General features: G+C 48.3%; 13 protein-coding genes. 11 read left to right on the top strand and 2 right to left on the bottom strand.

From position 1 onward, the window contains the following. Nucleotides 1-350: 350 nt before the first annotated feature. Nucleotides 351-1,076, bottom strand: coding sequence for a bifunctional 2-polyprenyl-6-hydroxyphenol methylase/3-demethylubiquinol 3-O-methyltransferase UbiG (gene ubiG / locus OIK42_RS10315; protein WP_273640284.1), 726 nt, complete (start codon nucleotides 1,074-1,076; stop codon nucleotides 351-353). Nucleotides 1,077-1,364: 288 nt separating this feature from the next. Between ubiG and gyrA the strand changes: the two genes are divergently transcribed. From gyrA to pyrF, 9 genes are all read left to right on the top strand, one after another. Continuing rightward, complete coding sequence (gene gyrA, locus OIK42_RS10310) at nucleotides 1,365-4,040, top strand: DNA topoisomerase (ATP-hydrolyzing) subunit A (protein WP_273640282.1); 2,676 nt, start codon at nucleotides 1,365-1,367, stop codon at nucleotides 4,038-4,040. A 155-nt stretch (nucleotides 4,041-4,195) separates the two neighbouring features. After that, a complete protein-coding gene (gene serC, locus OIK42_RS10305) occupies nucleotides 4,196-5,281 on the top strand; it encodes a 3-phosphoserine/phosphohydroxythreonine transaminase (RefSeq protein ID WP_273640280.1) in 1,086 nt (361 codons plus the stop codon). Next, nucleotides 5,278-6,567 (top strand): 3-phosphoshikimate 1-carboxyvinyltransferase, encoded by a 1,290-nt coding sequence (gene aroA / locus OIK42_RS10300; RefSeq protein WP_273640278.1) that lies wholly within the window; start codon nucleotides 5,278-5,280, stop codon nucleotides 6,565-6,567. The genes serC and aroA overlap by 4 nt, the downstream gene beginning before the upstream one ends. Before the next feature lie 178 nt (nucleotides 6,568-6,745). Then, nucleotides 6,746-7,417: a (d)CMP kinase gene (gene cmk / locus OIK42_RS10295; protein ID WP_273640276.1), complete on the top strand. Its 672-nt coding sequence runs from the start codon at nucleotides 6,746-6,748 to the stop codon at nucleotides 7,415-7,417. 117 nt (nucleotides 7,418-7,534) lie between these two features. After that, nucleotides 7,535-9,205 (top strand): 30S ribosomal protein S1, encoded by a 1,671-nt coding sequence (rpsA, locus tag OIK42_RS10290; protein ID WP_273640275.1) that lies wholly within the window; start codon nucleotides 7,535-7,537, stop codon nucleotides 9,203-9,205. 84 nt (nucleotides 9,206-9,289) lie between these two features. Continuing rightward, nucleotides 9,290-9,577 carry an integration host factor subunit beta gene (gene ihfB / locus OIK42_RS10285; protein WP_273640274.1) on the top strand — a complete coding sequence of 96 codons (288 nt, stop codon included), beginning with the start codon at nucleotides 9,290-9,292 and terminating at the stop codon, nucleotides 9,575-9,577. A gap of 122 nt (nucleotides 9,578-9,699) precedes the next feature. Then, on the top strand, nucleotides 9,700-9,954 hold the full coding sequence (locus OIK42_RS10280) for a lipopolysaccharide assembly protein LapA domain-containing protein (protein WP_273640273.1): 255 nt from the start codon (nucleotides 9,700-9,702) through the stop codon (nucleotides 9,952-9,954). Between the two features lie 5 nt (nucleotides 9,955-9,959). Then, nucleotides 9,960-11,120, top strand: coding sequence for a lipopolysaccharide assembly protein LapB (gene lapB / locus OIK42_RS10275; protein ID WP_273640272.1), 1,161 nt, complete (start codon nucleotides 9,960-9,962; stop codon nucleotides 11,118-11,120). A gap of 8 nt (nucleotides 11,121-11,128) precedes the next feature. Then, nucleotides 11,129-11,827 carry an orotidine-5'-phosphate decarboxylase gene (gene pyrF / locus OIK42_RS10270; RefSeq protein ID WP_273641488.1) on the top strand — a complete coding sequence of 233 codons (699 nt, stop codon included), beginning with the start codon at nucleotides 11,129-11,131 and terminating at the stop codon, nucleotides 11,825-11,827. Nucleotides 11,828-11,969: 142 nt separating this feature from the next. Here pyrF and ald read toward each other — a convergent pair whose 3' ends face one another. Further along, nucleotides 11,970-13,097 (bottom strand): alanine dehydrogenase, encoded by a 1,128-nt coding sequence (ald, locus tag OIK42_RS10265; RefSeq protein WP_273640271.1) that lies wholly within the window; start codon nucleotides 13,095-13,097, stop codon nucleotides 11,970-11,972. Nucleotides 13,098-13,227: 130 nt separating this feature from the next. On the opposite strand from ald, the gene lrp reads away from it, so the two are divergent. Further along, the gene (lrp, locus tag OIK42_RS10260) at nucleotides 13,228-13,713 is read left to right on the top strand and encodes a leucine-responsive transcriptional regulator Lrp (protein ID WP_273640270.1); all 486 of its coding nucleotides are present in this window, start codon (nucleotides 13,228-13,230) and stop codon (nucleotides 13,711-13,713) included. Between the two features lie 150 nt (nucleotides 13,714-13,863). After that, nucleotides 13,864-16,365 carry a DNA translocase FtsK gene (locus OIK42_RS10255; protein ID WP_273640267.1) on the top strand — a complete coding sequence of 834 codons (2,502 nt, stop codon included), beginning with the start codon at nucleotides 13,864-13,866 and terminating at the stop codon, nucleotides 16,363-16,365. Nucleotides 16,366-16,370: the final 5 nt, after the last annotated feature.

Raw genomic sequence — 16,370 nt, 5'->3', positions numbered from 1 at the left:
AACGATCAAGCTGCGATCGCTTCGTACCGTGATTGCTTAATTCGCCTGTGAGTTACCTGTTCAGTCGAATATTTAAACAAGACTGCTACGGGACAAACACAAGATAGTGAGGTTTTGGGTTTAATGCAACCCAATATCTGGTGCTTAATTCACCGATCAAACAAAGCCAGTCTTTAGGTTAGTATTGACTAACTGTTAACGGTTGAACTAAGCAATATTTGCCTGAATGCAAGCTGTTTAATTTATTTTTATGATTACTTAAAACAATTTATTCAGATAATTCTCTGCTTATAAATTTACGATATATGGTGCTTTGTTAGATGTACTAGCACTATATATAGTGTTTTTGCTTATAGCTTTTCACAATGCAGTATGTAGTTCACATCCAGATTTCGCTGCGACAACACAAACTGTTGGTTAAACGGGTCAAAATGTAACCCAGTAGCAGATCGGGTGACCAGATCCGCACGATCAGCCGAGCGAATAAGTTCGGACGGCTTAATAAAACGCTGGTACTGGTGCGTACCTTTTGGTACCCACTGAAGCAGGTATTCAGCTGCAACGATACCCATAAGGTAGGATTTAACATTACGATTCAGGGTTGAAAAGAACACCTTACCGCCTGGTTTAACCAACTGTGCACAACTGCGAATGATCGACTCGGGGTCGGGCACATGTTCAAGCATCTCCATGCATGTCACAACGTCATATTGTCCGGCTTGCTCGGTGGCGAGTTGCTCTGCACTCACGCAGCGATAATCAACGCTAACGCCGCTTTCGAGACTATGAAGTCTGGCAATCTCCAGCGATGCGTCGGCCATATCGATGCCTGTGACCCTGGCACCACGGCCGGCCAGAGCCTCTGCCAGAATACCGCCGCCACAACCTACGTCGAGCACCTTTTTGTCGAACAAGCCCTGGCTGTGTTCTTCGATATAAGAAAGGCGTAACGGGTTGATGGCATGCAGCGGTTTAAACTGACCTTCAGGATCCCACCAGTGGGCAGCAATCTGTGAAAACTTGTCAATTTCGGTGTGATCTACGTTGTTATTTAAATCAGAATTTAAATCAGACATGAGCGGGTATTTACAGTAGTTGTAATAAAAAACACCGTTACATTAACCCAAAATAACCATCCACACATCGCTTATTTACCCAGACTTTTCCTAATAGCGCAAAAAATAAACGCTTAACGGCCTTGCCGACGATGTGATGTATTATTCACTACATAATTGCTGATTTGGGTGGTAAACTCATTGATTAATTAGAAGACCCCCAATGTGTGATAGCCGGGTTGTGAGGCGCTGGATAGCGCTGAGCTGGATGCTGTTACCACAAACCTATAATAAGGGACCAAACAGTTTATGACTGATAACGCCAAAGAAATTCTCCCCGTTAATATAGAGGAAGAGCTAAAAACGTCGTATCTGGACTATGCGATGAGCGTTATCGTCGGGCGTGCATTGCCTGACGTACGTGATGGTTTAAAACCAGTACACCGCCGTGTATTGTTTGCCATGAATGAGCTTAAGAACGACTTTAATAAACCCTATAAAAAGTCTGCACGTGTTGTCGGTGATGTAATCGGTAAGTATCACCCCCATGGTGATTCAGCCGTATACGATACGATCGTACGTATGGCTCAGCCATTCTCGATGCGTTACATGCTGGTAGACGGGCAGGGTAACTTTGGTTCTGTCGACGGTGACTCCGCTGCAGCAATGCGTTATACCGAAGTTCGTATGGCCAAGATCGCTCATGAACTGTTAGCCGATCTGGAAAAAGAAACCGTTGATTTTGTCCCCAACTACGACGGTACAGAATTTATCCCTGAAGTCCTGCCGACGAAAGTCCCAACACTGTTAATAAACGGGTCATCAGGTATTGCCGTGGGTATGGCTACCAATATTCCGCCGCACAACCTTACAGAGATTGTGAATGGCTGTATTGCCCTGATTGATGAACCGTCGTTAGATGTTGATCAATTAATGGAATACATTCCGGGCCCGGACTTCCCGACGGCCGCACTAATTAGCGGTCGCAAAGGCATTATTGATGCCTATCGCACTGGTCGCGGTAAAATCTACATGCGTGCGCGCGCTGAGATTGAAACCGAAGACAACGGCAGAGAAACCATTATTATCAACGAGATCCCGTATCAGGTGAACAAAGCCCGCCTGATCGAGAAGATCGCCGAGTTGGTAAAAGAAAAACGTATCGAAGGGGTTTCGGCCCTGCGCGACGAGTCTGACAAAGACGGTATGCGCATTGTGGTTGAAGTAAAACGTAATGAGTCGGCCGAAGTCCTGCTTAACCATCTGTACTCCAATACCCAGTTACAAACGGTATTTGGTATTAATATGGTGGCGCTGGATAATGGCCAACCGAAGATCTTTAATTTAAAAGAAATTCTGCAGGCCTTTATACTGCATCGCCGTGAAGTGGTGACCCGCCGTACGGTATTTGAATTACGTAAAGCCCGCGAACGTGCTCACATCCTTGAAGGTTTAGCGATAGCACTGGTCAATATTGATCCGGTCATTGAAGCAATTAAAGCGTCGCCAAGCCCGTCAGAAGCAAAACAGGCACTGATTGCCCAGGGCTGGGATCTGGGTGATGTAGCAGAAATGCTTTCCCGTGCGGGTAACGACGCAGCGCGACCTGATTGGTTGGAGCCTGAATACGGAATTCGCGACGGTAAATACTACCTCACGGAGCAGCAGGCTCAGGCGATCCTCGATTTACGCTTACACAAGCTGACCGGTCTTGAGCATGAGAAGATCCTTGATGAATATAAGTCACTGCTCGAATTAATTGCCGAGTTACTGCATATCTTAGCCAGCCCTGAGCGGTTAATGGAAGTTATTCGTGAAGAGCTTGAAAAAGTGCGTGATGAATTCGGTGACGAACGTCGTACCGAGATTACCGCAGCCAGCCACGATATCGACTTAGAAGATCTGATTGAGCGTGAAGAAGTTGTCGTTACACTCTCGCGCGAAGGTTATGTGAAATACCAGAAGCTGACCGACTATGAAGCGCAGCGTCGCGGCGGTAAGGGCAAGTCAGCCACCAAGATGAAAGACGAAGACTTTATTGAACGTTTACTGGTGGCTAATACTCACGATCATATCCTGTGCTTCTCGACCCGTGGCCGCTTATACTGGTTAAAAGTGTACCAGTTGCCGCTGGCTAGTCGTAATGCCCGTGGACGCCCGATAGTGAACATTTTGCCATTGGAAGAAAACGAACGGATCACGGCGATACTGCCGATTAAAGAGTTCGAAGAAGATAAATTCGTACTCATGGCCACGGCCAATGGTACCGTCAAGAAGACCAGCCTGACGATGTATTCACGCCCTCGTAGCAGCGGTATTATTGCTGTGAACCTTAACGAAGGTGATGAGTTAATTGGTGTGGCGATTACCCACGGTGACGATGACATAATGCTGTTCTCTGATGCCGGTAAAGTGGTACGATTTAACGAGAAACTGCGTGATTCTGAAACCGGTGAAGTAAAACGCGATCCGGAGACCGGAGAAGAGCTACTGGCGCTGCGTCCTATGGGCCGAACCGCTACCGGTGTGCGTGGTATTAAAATGCCGGATGATCAAAAAGTGGTCTCGTTAATTGTACCGCGTGGTGATGGTGCCATTCTGACCGCTACCGAAAACGGTTACGGTAAGCGTACGCCGCTGGAAGATTACCCGGCCAAGAGCCGTGCAACGCAAGGCGTAGTATCAATTAAAGTATCAGACCGTAACGGTAAAGTAGTGGGTGCTGTACAGGTCGATGAAAACGACGAAATTATGCTGATCAGCGATATGGGCACCCTGGTGCGTACCCGCGTCAGTGAAGTGTCAACCGTAGGCCGAAATACCCAGGGCGTTAGACTGATCCGTACCGGAGAAGACGAAAACCTTGTGGCGCTGCAACGGATCGAAGAAGTCGAAGAGATTGACTTGATTGAAGCAGAAGAAGGCGAAACGATTGCTACAAACGCCGCACAAGACGGCGACGATGAGCCCGCGACAGACGAATAATCCTGCGAGAAAGGATAATACAAGCAGAACAAGCGGCCCCGATAGCCGCTTGTTTTTTTTAGCGTGTTAAAGGGATAATGTGGTTACCAACGCATTTGATTTAGTTATAAATGCTACCGACCCATTAACCCTTCCTAACAGTATTGAAGAAGCTCATGAAAAACGTATTTAATTTTAGTGCGGGACCCGCGATGCTGCCGCCAGCAGTGATGGCGCAGGCACAGCAAGAGTTTGTGAACTGGGGTGACAGTGGTTGCTCGATAATGGAAGTTAGCCACCGTGGTGCCGATTTTATCGAGATTGCTGCCCAGGCAGAGCAGGACCTGCGTGACCTGATGCAGGTTCCCGATAATTATAAAGTGTTGTTTTTGCAAGGTGGCGGTCGTGGCCAGTTTGCTGCCGTACCGCTTAATATCTCTACCGAAACTGACACTTCGTTACACCTGGTCAGTGGCTCCTGGTCACGTGGCGCGGTGGCAGAAGCTGCCAAGTATAACAATGCCAAAGTGATTGGCGACGTGGTTGAGCACAACGGTTTGCAGTATGTCCCTCAGCCAGCCGCTGCCGATATTGATCAACGTGCTGCCTATCTGCATTTTTGTCCTAATGAAACCGTCGATGGCATCGCGTTTAACTGGTTGCCTGATGCAGGCGATGTGCCGTTGGTGGCTGACATGTCATCGACAATTATGTCTGGTCCGGTAGATGTCAGTAAGTACGGTATTATTTATGCCGGTGCGCAAAAAAATATTGGTCCGTCTGGTTTGTCGGTGGTGATTGTCAGAGAAGATCTGGTCGGTAAAGCCCGCCAGAGCACGCCTTCTATCTTTGATTACGAACTCATGGCCAATAATGACTCCATGTATAATACGCCACCCACGTTTTCCTGGTATCTGGCAGGTTTGGTGTTTAAGTGGCTGAAAGCGCAGGGCGGGGTAGCTGCCATGGCCAGCCGCAATCAGCACAAAGCCGATACCCTGTACGCGGCTATCGATAGTTCATCGTTTTACCGTAACAATGTGCATCCGGATAATCGCTCAATCATGAACGTTCCCTTTCATCTGGCCGATCCGGCGCTGGACAAACTGTTTTTAGAGAAGTCCCAGGCGGCCGGCTTACTGGCACTTAAAGGCCATCGTTCGGTGGGCGGAATGCGTGCCAGCATATACAACGCCATGCCAATTGAAGGTATCGAGGCTCTGGTCAGCTTTATGCGAGAGTTCGAGGAGCACCACGGATGAGTGTTGAACAATTAACGCTACAGCCGGTGAGCCGTGTTGATGGAACAGTAAATGTACCCGGTTCCAAGAGTTTATCTAACCGGGCTTTATTGCTGGCGGCGCTGGCGAAAGGGCAAACTACCCTGACCAATTTGCTCGACAGTGATGATATTCGTCATATGCTGGACGCGCTTAAATTGTTAGGTGTGGAGTATGTCTTAAGTGAATCAAAAACTGAATGTACCGTAACGGGGTTAGGCGGTGCGTTTAGCAGCGGTGCTGCGCTGGAGCTGTTTCTGGGTAACGCCGGAACCGCCATGCGACCGCTGTGTGCGGCCCTGGCAGCATCAGATGTGACCGTTGAATTAACCGGTGAGCCGCGCATGGAAGAACGCCCGATTGGCGATCTCGTTGAGGCTTTAGTGGATGCTGGCGCTGATATTACCTATCTCAAAAATCCGGGCTATCCGCCGCTCAAAATCACCGGTGGCCAACTGAAAGGCGGGCAATTGTCGGTAGATGGCAGTGTATCCAGTCAGTTCTTAACTGCTCTGTTAATGGCGGCGCCGTTATTTAGTGAGGACACCACTATCAGTATCAAGGGCGAGTTGGTCTCCAAGCCGTACATTGATATTACGCTGGATACCATGGCAAAGTTTGGTGTAACGGTTGAAAATAACAATTACCAGACCTTCGTGATCAAAGCCGGTCAGCCTTACATTGCGCCCGCGACCTTTATGGTAGAAGGCGATGCCTCATCGGCATCGTACTTTTTGGCCGCAGGGGCGATTAAAGGCGGTACGGTAAAAGTTACCGGTATTGGTAAACACAGTATTCAGGGCGATATTCGCTTTGCCGATGTCCTTGAAGCCATGGGCGCTAAAATAGCTTGGTTTGATGATTGTGTGGTGGTTCGCGGTGCGCCGCTTAAAGGGGTGGACATGGACATGAACCACATTCCGGATGCCGCAATGACCATTGCAACCACGGCGTTGTTTGCTGAAGGTGAAACCTGTATTCGCAACATTTATAACTGGCGGGTAAAAGAAACCGACCGTTTGTATGCCATGGCCACTGAATTGCGTAAGCTTGGGGTCGAGGTAGAAGAGGGTCACGATTTTATTCGTGTTACACCGGCGGCGTCACTCAAACACGCAGCCATTGATACCTATAACGATCACCGTATTGCTATGTGCTTTTCGTTGATTGCGTTAAGTGATACCGCGGTCACGATTAACGATCCGGCGTGCACCGCCAAAACCTTTCCGGATTATTTTTCCCGGTTTGCCACAATCTGTCATCGCTAAGTCAGATTTACGGTATACAGTCGTCACCGCTGGTGATAAGCCAGCGGCGATTGTTTACATACTTCAGTATTACGCCCTGCTATTTATTGACGTGTAACATTGCCTATTTGGCTTACACGGGTATAATTGCGCCCGATTTCGAGTCTTATTAACAAATTTTTAAATAACTGGAGCAGGTATGCATCCAACACCCGTTATAACGGTAGACGGCCCAAGCGGTGCTGGGAAAGGAACTCTGAGTGCACTCATCGCTGAAAAGCTGGGCTGGCACCTATTAGATAGTGGTGCGATTTATCGCGTGCTGGCTGTAGCCGCTATGCATCATGATTTACCAGTAGATGATGAAACCTCTATTGTGCCTCTGGCTTCTGGTTTAGATGTGAGTTTTGAAACGAATATCGACAGCCGCCGGGTGGTACTGGAAGGTGAAGATGTCACTGATGACATACGCACTGAAGAAGTAGGCGCCGCGGCGTCTCAGATTGCGTCACTGGCGCGTGTGCGCGAAGCGTTATTACGCCGCCAGCGTGCTTTTCAGCAGTCCCCCGGGCTCATTGCTGACGGCCGGGATATGGGAACCGTGGTATTTCCCGACGCCAATATTAAATTATTCTTAACCGCCAGTGCCGAAGCCCGTGCAGAACGGCGCTACAGGCAGTTGAAAGATAAAGGTTTGGATGTTAATATTGCGCGCCTTTTAACCGATATCAAGGCGCGGGACGAACGCGATGCGAATCGTTCGGTTGCTCCACTGGTACCGGCAGAAGATGCGGTAATGATAGACTCAACGGATTTGGATATTAACCAAGTCTTTGATAGTGCAATGGAAATCATCAATTCCAGGTTATAAGCCCGGAGGCGTTTTACCATCGCAAACGTTGTCACAGGAGGTGACGACTCTGTTTAATAACCCCACGTTATCCGGATTGAAATGTGGATGTCAACTTAGATTAATTAACTGAATCATATGACTGAAAATTTTGCACAACTTTTTGAAGAGAGCTTACAAGAACTGGAAACTCGCCCTGGTTCAATTGTAAAGGGTACTGTAGTTTCAATTGATAAAGACATCGTTCTTGTTGACGCTGGTCTCAAATCAGAAAGTGCTATCCCAGCTGAACAATTTAAAAACGCCGAAGGCGAACTTGAAATCGCTATCGGTGACGAAGTCGACGTTGCGTTAGACGCAGTAGAAGACGGCTTTGGTGAAACTATTCTGTCTCGTGAAAAAGCGAAGCGCCACGAAGCATGGGTTGAGCTGGAAAAAGCTTACGATGATAAAGCCACTATCAAGGGTATTATCAACGGTAAAGTTAAAGGTGGTTTCACTGTTGAAGTGAACACTGTACGCGCATTCTTACCAGGTTCATTAGTAGACGTACGCCCTGTACGTGATACCACTCACCTGGAAGGCAAAGAGCTTGAATTCAAAGTAATCAAGTTAGATGCTAAGCGTAACAACGTTGTTGTTTCTCGTCGTGCTGTTATCGAAGCTGAAAACAGTGCAGAGCGCGAAACATTACTGGCGAACCTGGAAGAAGGTCATGAAGTTAAAGGTATCGTTAAGAACCTGACTGACTACGGTGCGTTCGTAGACTTAGGCGGTGTAGATGGTCTTCTGCACATCACTGATATGGCTTGGAAGCGCGTTAAGCACCCAAGTGAAATCGTTAACGTTGGTGACGAAATCAACGTTAAAGTGCTTAAGTTTGACAAAGAAAAGCAACGTGTTTCTCTTGGTATGAAGCAGATGGGCAACGATCCATGGCAAGAAATTGCCCAACGTTACCCGGAAGGCACTAAGATCACTGGCCAGGTGACTAACCTGACTGACTACGGCTGTTTCGTAGAGATCGAAGACGGTGTTGAAGGTCTGGTTCACGTATCTGAAATGGATTGGACTAACAAAAACATCCACCCATCTAAGGTTGTTAACCTGGGTGACTCTGTTGAAGTTATGGTGCTTGAAATTGACGAAGAGCGTCGTCGTATTTCTCTGGGCCTTAAGCAGTGTATCGATAACCCTTGGGAAACCTTCGCTAAGTCACACGAAAAAGGTGACAAAGTGTCTGGTAAGATCAAGTCAATCACTGACTTTGGTATCTTTATCGGCCTTGACGGCGGCATCGATGGTCTGGTTCATTTGTCTGACATTTCATGGAACAAGTCTGGTGAAGACGCGGTTCGTGACTATAAGAAAGGCGACGAAATCTCAGCGGTTGTACTGCAAGTCGACCCAGAGCGTGAGCGTATTTCTTTAGGCGTTAAGCAAATCGAAGAAGATCCTTTCAACAAGTATCTGACAGATAACAAGAAAGGTGCTATCGTTAATGGTACAGTTACAGCAGCTGATGCCAAAGGCGTTACTGTAAACCTGGCTGAAGAAGTTGAAGGTTATATTCGTGTAGCCGACCTTGCTCGTGAGCGCGTTGAAGACGCGTCTGAAGTTGTTAGCGTAGGCGATGTTATTGAAGCGAAGTACACCGGTGTAGACCGTAAGAACCGCATCGTTAACTTGTCTGTTAAAGCTAAGGACCAGGCTGACGAGAAAGAAGCAATCGAGAAAGTAAACCAGCAGGATGATGGTGGTTTTGCTAACGCGATGGCTGAAGCTTTCAAAGCTGCAAAAGGCGAATAAGCATTTTGTAAGAGCAGGTATACGGTAAATGCCGTATACCTGCCGATGTAGCTGTTTGATAAATACGATGACAAAGAGGTTAAGATGACCAAGTCTGAATTAATTGAGCGGCTCGCTGATCAGGCTCGCCACATTCCGGCAAAAGAATTAGAAACTGCTATCAAAGAGATGTTGGAGCAGATGGCGCAAACTCTGCAAAAGGGTGACCGTATCGAAATCCGTGGCTTTGGTAGTTTTTCTCTCCATTATCGCGCTCCGCGCGTCGGTCGTAATCCGAAAACCGGTGAAACAGTTGAGTTGGACGGTAAATACGTTCCTCACTTTAAACCAGGTAAAGAGTTACGCGATCGGGTGAACGATTCTATTGCCTGATTGGTAAAGTCTGATATATGAAAAGAAAGCACTGTTGTCAGTGCTTTTTTTGTATCTGTATGCTGTAACGGTATCAACATTTTGTTATCCTGCGTAGAGTCGCATGAAACGGGATCATTCTCTTGAAAGGCTTAGCATTTCTTCTTTGTATCATCATAATTTTAGTGGTCGCCATCGCGGTTGGCTCGCAAAATGATGCGGTTATATCGGTCAATTACCTGATTGCAAAAGCCGACATGACCATCGCGACATTAATCGCCATAGCACTGGGCTTGGGTGTTGTGGTAGGTGTCCTGGCTATTCTCAGTAGCTGGCTGACATTGCGCGTAAAACTAGTGAGAGTGCAGGCTAAACTCAAAAAACTGCAGAAAGAATAACGACTATGCTGGAGCTGTTGTTTTTACTGTTACCGGTTGCCGCAGGTTATGGTTATATCATGGGACGCAACAGCGTCAGGCAAGCGCAACGTAAGCAATCCAGTATCCTTTCAAAACACTATTTTCGTGGCCTGAATTTCCTGTTGTCAGATCAACCCGATCGGGCGGTTGATACGTTGATAAAGATGATCAACGTGAACAGCGATACGGTAGAAACCCATATTGCCATGGGTAATTTCTTTCGCCATCGCGGTGAAATTGATCGGGCTATACGCGTGCATCAAAACCTCGTTAGCCGCGACGAAATTCAAGCTACACAGCGCGAATTGGCATTAAAAGAGTTGGGCCGTGATTATATGCAGGCCGGGTTTTTAGAACGTGCTGAAGGAGCGTTTGTTAAGCTGCTCAGTACCGACAAACACTTTGAATTTGCCCAGCAACAGTTATTTGCCATTTATCAAACAACCAAGGAATGGCCGCGGGCTATCGAACTTGCCGAAAAAATGGTCAGTGAAAATGACGACATTCGTGGCCGCTTAGCGCATTTTTACTGTGAGCAGGCTCAGTCAGAGCTCGATAATGAGCAAATTCCCCAGGCACTTGCGTTATTACAAAAAGCGGTCAATGTTGATGAGAAAGCAATACGTCCGTGGCTGATGCTTGGCGAAGTTACCTTCGACCAGGGTCGTTTAAAAGAGGCCGGTGAGTATCTTACACAGATAGCCAGCCGTGATAAGAACTGGTTTATTGAGGCGATTCCACTGCTAAAACAAATTGCCGCAGAAACTGCTGACTGGCAACATTTTGAAGCTTTATTGAAAGAAAACTGGGTACAAAGTGCGACCCTTTATCTGGCGATGGCTGATGTATTAGTCAATAAAGGTCAGCCCCAACAAGCAGCCGACTACTTGTTTGAACAAATTCAGAAAACGCCAACCATGCGGGGGTTTCACCGCCTCATGCAATTGTATTGCGAACTCAGTGACGACCCTAATGCCAAAGCAACTTATCAGCAGTTAAATGAGTTGGTCGCCAGCCAAATAGCCCAACGACCGCGTTATCGTTGCAAGAGTTGTGGTTTTTCTGGTCGTAAATTGTACTGGTTGTGTCCATCATGTAAAAAATGGGGTGTGGTGCATCCCATAAGAGGTTTAGACGGAGAGTAACAATAATGATTCAAGACGCGCGCGTTATCGTGGCCCTGGATTTCGATAATATCGACACCGCTGATCAACTGGTAGCTCAGCTTGATCCCAGCCTTTGCAAGCTTAAAGTTGGCAAAGAGATGTTTACGCTGTTTGGACCCGAGTTTGTGAAGTCACTGGTAAAACGGGGCTTTGATGTCTTTTTAGATTTAAAATTTCATGATATCCCTAATACTGTTGCAAAAGCATGTAAGGCCGCAGCCGAAATGGGCGTGTGGATGGTCAACGTGCACGCCAGTGGCGGTGACGAGATGATGAAAGCGGCTAAAAAAGCGATAGCCGAATCGAGCCATCCGCAAACCAAACTTATAGCGGTAACCGTCTTAACGAGTATGAATGACGAACAGCTAAATAAAATGGTGCCAAACGTAACACCAGCCCAACAAGTGGAAAAACTCGCCAGGCTAACAGCAGAAAGCGGCCTTGATGGCGTGGTGTGCTCGGCAAAAGAAGCGGTAATGTTGCGCGGCCAGCACAGCGACGAGTTTTTGTTAGTAACACCTGGTATACGTCCTGCTGGCAGCGACGTAGGCGATCAAAAGCGGGTTATGACACCGGTTGACGCCATTAACGCGGGTGTGAGTTATCTGGTCATGGGCCGTCCGATTACCCAGGCTGATAAGCCACTGGAAACCCTGCAAGCTATTAACCACAGTATTAATGCCTAATTGAATTGTCGCTAGCGCTATTGCCGGCTTCAAACGCCCGAATGGTGCAACTTACTTACCGACAAAGATTTCAGCGCACTGAACGTTACCTGTAAAAAAGCCCCGGTGTCGGGGCTTTTTTGGTGACGTAATATTTACCGTTTTAGCGCAGCGCGTCCATCGGCGGGGTATACTGAATATCCAGCTCCTCACCAAGCGCTTCAACCACGGCTTTATAGGTAACTTTACCTTCGTGCACGTTCAGGCCATTTAATAAATGTAAGTCTTCCATCATGGCTTGTTTAGGGCCTTTATTAGCCAGCGCTAAACCAAAGGGCAAGGTCGCATTATTAAGGGCCATGGTTGAGGTGCGCGCCACGCCACCTGGCATGTTGGCAACGCAGTAATGGACCACTTCATCAATAATGTACACCGGATCCTGATGGGTAGTGGCTTTGGAGGTCGCAAAACAACCGCCCTGATCAATGGCCACATCCACTACAACGGCGCCTTTTTTCATATTAGCAATATGTTGTTTGTTTAACAGTTTAGGCGCGGCAGCACCTGGTATGAGTACCGCACCAATCACCAGATCGGCTGTGGTCGAGTAATACTCAATGGCGTCAACAGTTGAATATACCGTTTTTACCTGACCGTTGAAGATATCATCCAGCTCGCGTAAACGTGGCAGTGAACGGTCTAAAATGGTCACGTCAGCGCCAAGGCCTAATGCCATTTTGGCAGCATTCGTGCCTACCACACCGCCACCGATGACCAGTACCTTGCCAGGCGCAACGCCGGGCACGCCGCCCAATAATGTGCCGCTGCCGCCGTGGGCTTTTTCCAGATAATGTGCGCCGGCCTGTACCGACATACGACCGGCCACTTCACTCATTGGTGCCAGTAATGGCAAGCCACCGCGGTTATCGGTAACGGTCTCATAGGCAATACAGGTGGCGCCTGACTCAATCAGCAACTTGGTTTGAACAGGATCGGGGGCCAGGTGCAGATAGGTATAAAGCGTTTGACCGCGGCGTAACTGTTTACACTCGTTGGGTTGCGGCTCTTTTACCTTAATGATCATTTCGGCTTCGGCGAACACCTGCTCTGCGGTGGCGGCAATGCTTGCGCCCGCTTCGGTGTACATCTCATCGGTAAATCCGATGGCGCTGCCAGCGTTGGTCTCTACCATGACCTTATGGCCATGGGTAACAAATTCTTTAACCGCGGCCGGGGTTAAGCCTACGCGGTATTCATGATTTTTTATTTCTTTGGGTACACCTACTAACATCGCTGTGCTGCCTGTGTTGTTGAGTTTTGTAAAGATGCTGAGTATAGTGGAATATATGGAAATAATTGTGCTGTATTATTGAAAAATGCAGTTCAATATTTGGAAAAACAGCTGGTAGGCAACATTATATATGCTGGTAAAAACACCCAAGCACCTTGATAGAATCGATCGCAATATACTTACTGCACTGCAACGTGATGGCCGCATTGCTAACGTGGAGCTGGCTAAACAGGTGGGCCTGAGCCCAAGCCCGTGTTTAGAGAGAGTCAAACGATTAGAGTCGCAGGGCTATATTATGGGCTATCATGCAAACTTAGACCCGCATAAGCTGGGTGCAGCCATGCTGGTGTTCGTTGAGATTACCTTGTCGAAAACGTCGGTTGATATATTTGCCGACTTTTCAGCCGCGGTTCAGCAACACGATGATATACAAGAGTGTCATCTGGTATCTGGCAATTTTGATTTCTTGCTGAAGGCCCGTGTAGCTGATATGTCGAGTTACCGTAAACTACTCGGTGACACGCTGTTACGGTTACCGGGGGTAAGCGCGTCGCGGACCTATGTGGTAATGGAAGAAGTAAAAAGTACCAATAGTCTGCGAATTAATACAAAATAAGGCCATAGCAGTTCTGGGTGTGGATGATATGATGGCGGGTCTGGAGCCATTAAAAAGTGTCAGTTGAGGCATAACCGGCGAACGAGTGCGCAATATATAAAATAAATGACCGGCAATATCACAGACCGGCAAAGAGAGATATTTGGGGATATGGTGCGATTATCTGGCATTCAGCGAATTTGGGAAGCAGGTATTATTATAGCCTGCGCCTTCGCGTTTTTCTTATTACTGGCTTTGGCTTCGTTTCATCCGGGGGATCCTGGGTGGAGTCAGGCTGGTCTGCAAAACAATGTGCATAACTGGGTGGGCCCAACGGGCGCCTGGACGGCTGATTTACTTTTTTTCACCTTTGGTTATTTAGCCTATGCGACGCCATTTTGCAGTGCCTTTGTAGGCTGGTTCTTTTTTCACAATGTTAAAACATGGCGCGAGCTTGATTATTTGGCGATTGGGCTGCGGGTTATTGGTGCCTTGCTGATAGCGCTGGGTTTAACCGGTATTTCGAGCATTAACTTTGATGATCTGTTCAGTTTTAGTGCCGGCGGCTTAGTCGGTGATGTGATTAGCTCAGCATTAGTGCCTTATTTTAATGTCGCCGGCACCGTATTGTTGCTGTTGAGCTTTTGCTGCGTGGGATTCACCCTGATGACGGGGATCTCCTGGCTGTTGATTATCGACAAGCTCGGTGAGGGGACGCTGTGGCTTGGGCGCAAATCAGTGTCGGCGCCACAGAAACTGTTGTCGCTCAATGTGCCGGTTTCCTTGTCATTACCCAACAAAATGACAGCGCAGAGCAAGCAGGACGGAGAAGTAAATATAACCAGCATGCGTGCGGAGCCCCCGGCAGAAAACAACCCACCTGTGCACAGCAAAACGGCTGAACAGCGCACCGCAAACAGTGTCAATGAACGCAGCGAACCGACATTTACCATTCCGGACGATGTGTTTTCGATCGCCGACGAACACGACGATTTACCGCCATTTAATGTCGATGATATTGATGATCACGACGGTGGGGTAGGGCATAGCGAGTCTGCACCGCCAGCACCACCGAAAAGTCCGAACGCCCAGCCAATGGCCGCGCCTCAGCCCATTGCCCGCGGTGCTAAGTCAATTCGCCCACCTAAGAGTGACATACAGGGTGATGACGAGGATATTGGCGCGATGCCGTCGTTTGACTTACTTGACCGTGCAAATAAAAAAGAAAACCCCATTTCCCAGGAAGAGCTGGATATGGTGTCGCGTCTGGTTGAAGACAAACTGGCTAATTTTAATATCGATGCATCGGTGGTGGGGGTTTATCCGGGTCCGGTTATTACACGCTTTGAAATTGATTTGGCCCCTGGCGTTAAAGTAAGCAAAATCACCAGTTTATCAAAAGATTTAGCCCGCGAAATGTCGGCAACCTCAGTGCGTGTTGTCGAAATTATTCCGGGCAAATCGGTGATTGGGCTGGAACTCCCCAATAAACACCGTGAAATGGTGAGAATGATTGAAGTCATTGGCTGCGAAGCGTTTCAGTCAAGTAGCTCACCGTTAACCATGGTCCTGGGCGCCGATATAAGCGGCGATCCGGTGGTGGTTGATTTGGCTAAAATGCCGCACTTGCTGGTTGCCGGGACGACAGGCTCGGGTAAATCGGTAGGGGTCAATGTGATGATCCTCAGTTTGCTGTACAAGTCGACCCCGGAAGACGTGCGGATGATCATGATCGACCCCAAAATGCTCGAGTTATCGGTGTACGAAGGCATTCCCCATTTGCTGGCCGAGGTAGTGACTGATATGAAAGAGGCCGCTAACGCACTCAGATGGTGTGTGGGCGAAATGGAACGTCGCTATAAACTAATGTCAGCCGTTGGGGTACGTAACTTAAAAGGTTATAACGCGAAGGTTAAACAGGCCATTGCAGACGGCGAACCACTGAAAGATCCACTCTGGCGGGCCGAAGAAAGCATGTTGGAAGAAGCGCCTGATCTTGAGAAGCTGCCGTCGATTGTGGTGGTGGTTGATGAGTTTGCCGACATGATCATGATTGTAGGCAAGAAAGTTGAAGAACTGATTGCCCGTATTGCGCAAAAAGCACGGGCCGCAGGGATCCATTTAGTGTTGGCCACTCAGCGGCCATCGGTGGATGTTATCACCGGTTTGATTAAAGCTAACATTCCTACCCGTATAGCCTTTCAGGTATCGAGCAAAATTGATTCGCGTACCATATTAGATCAACAGGGTGCCGAAACCTTGCTGGGTATGGGGGATATGCTTTACTTGCCGCCGGGTAGTCCGGTACCGACTCGTGTTCACGGCGCCTTTGTTGACGATCACGAGGTTCATGCGGTCGTGGCAGACTGGAAAAAGCGTGGAGAGCCTGAATATATCGACGAAATACTGAACCCGGAATCCTCGGCAGAGGTCTTATTACCAGGTGAACAGCCTGAAGGGGGCGATCAGGAAGTTGACGCCTTCTACGACGAGGCCGTGGCCTTTGTGACTGAATCGCGCCGCGCCTCAGTGTCGGGTGTGCAGCGAAAATTCCGTATCGGCTATAACCGGGCTGCCCGTTTAGTTGAGCAGATGGAAGCCAGTGGAGTCGTCACCCCGGCGGGCCACAATGGTAACCGCGAAGTGCTCGCGCCAGCACCGCCCAGAGATTAAAACAG

Origin of the sequence: Alteromonas gilva (assembly GCF_028595265.1) — a bacterium.
GTDB lineage: Bacteria > Pseudomonadota > Gammaproteobacteria > Enterobacterales > Alteromonadaceae > Alteromonas > Alteromonas gilva.
This window is presented reverse-complemented; position numbering and strand designations above follow the sequence as displayed.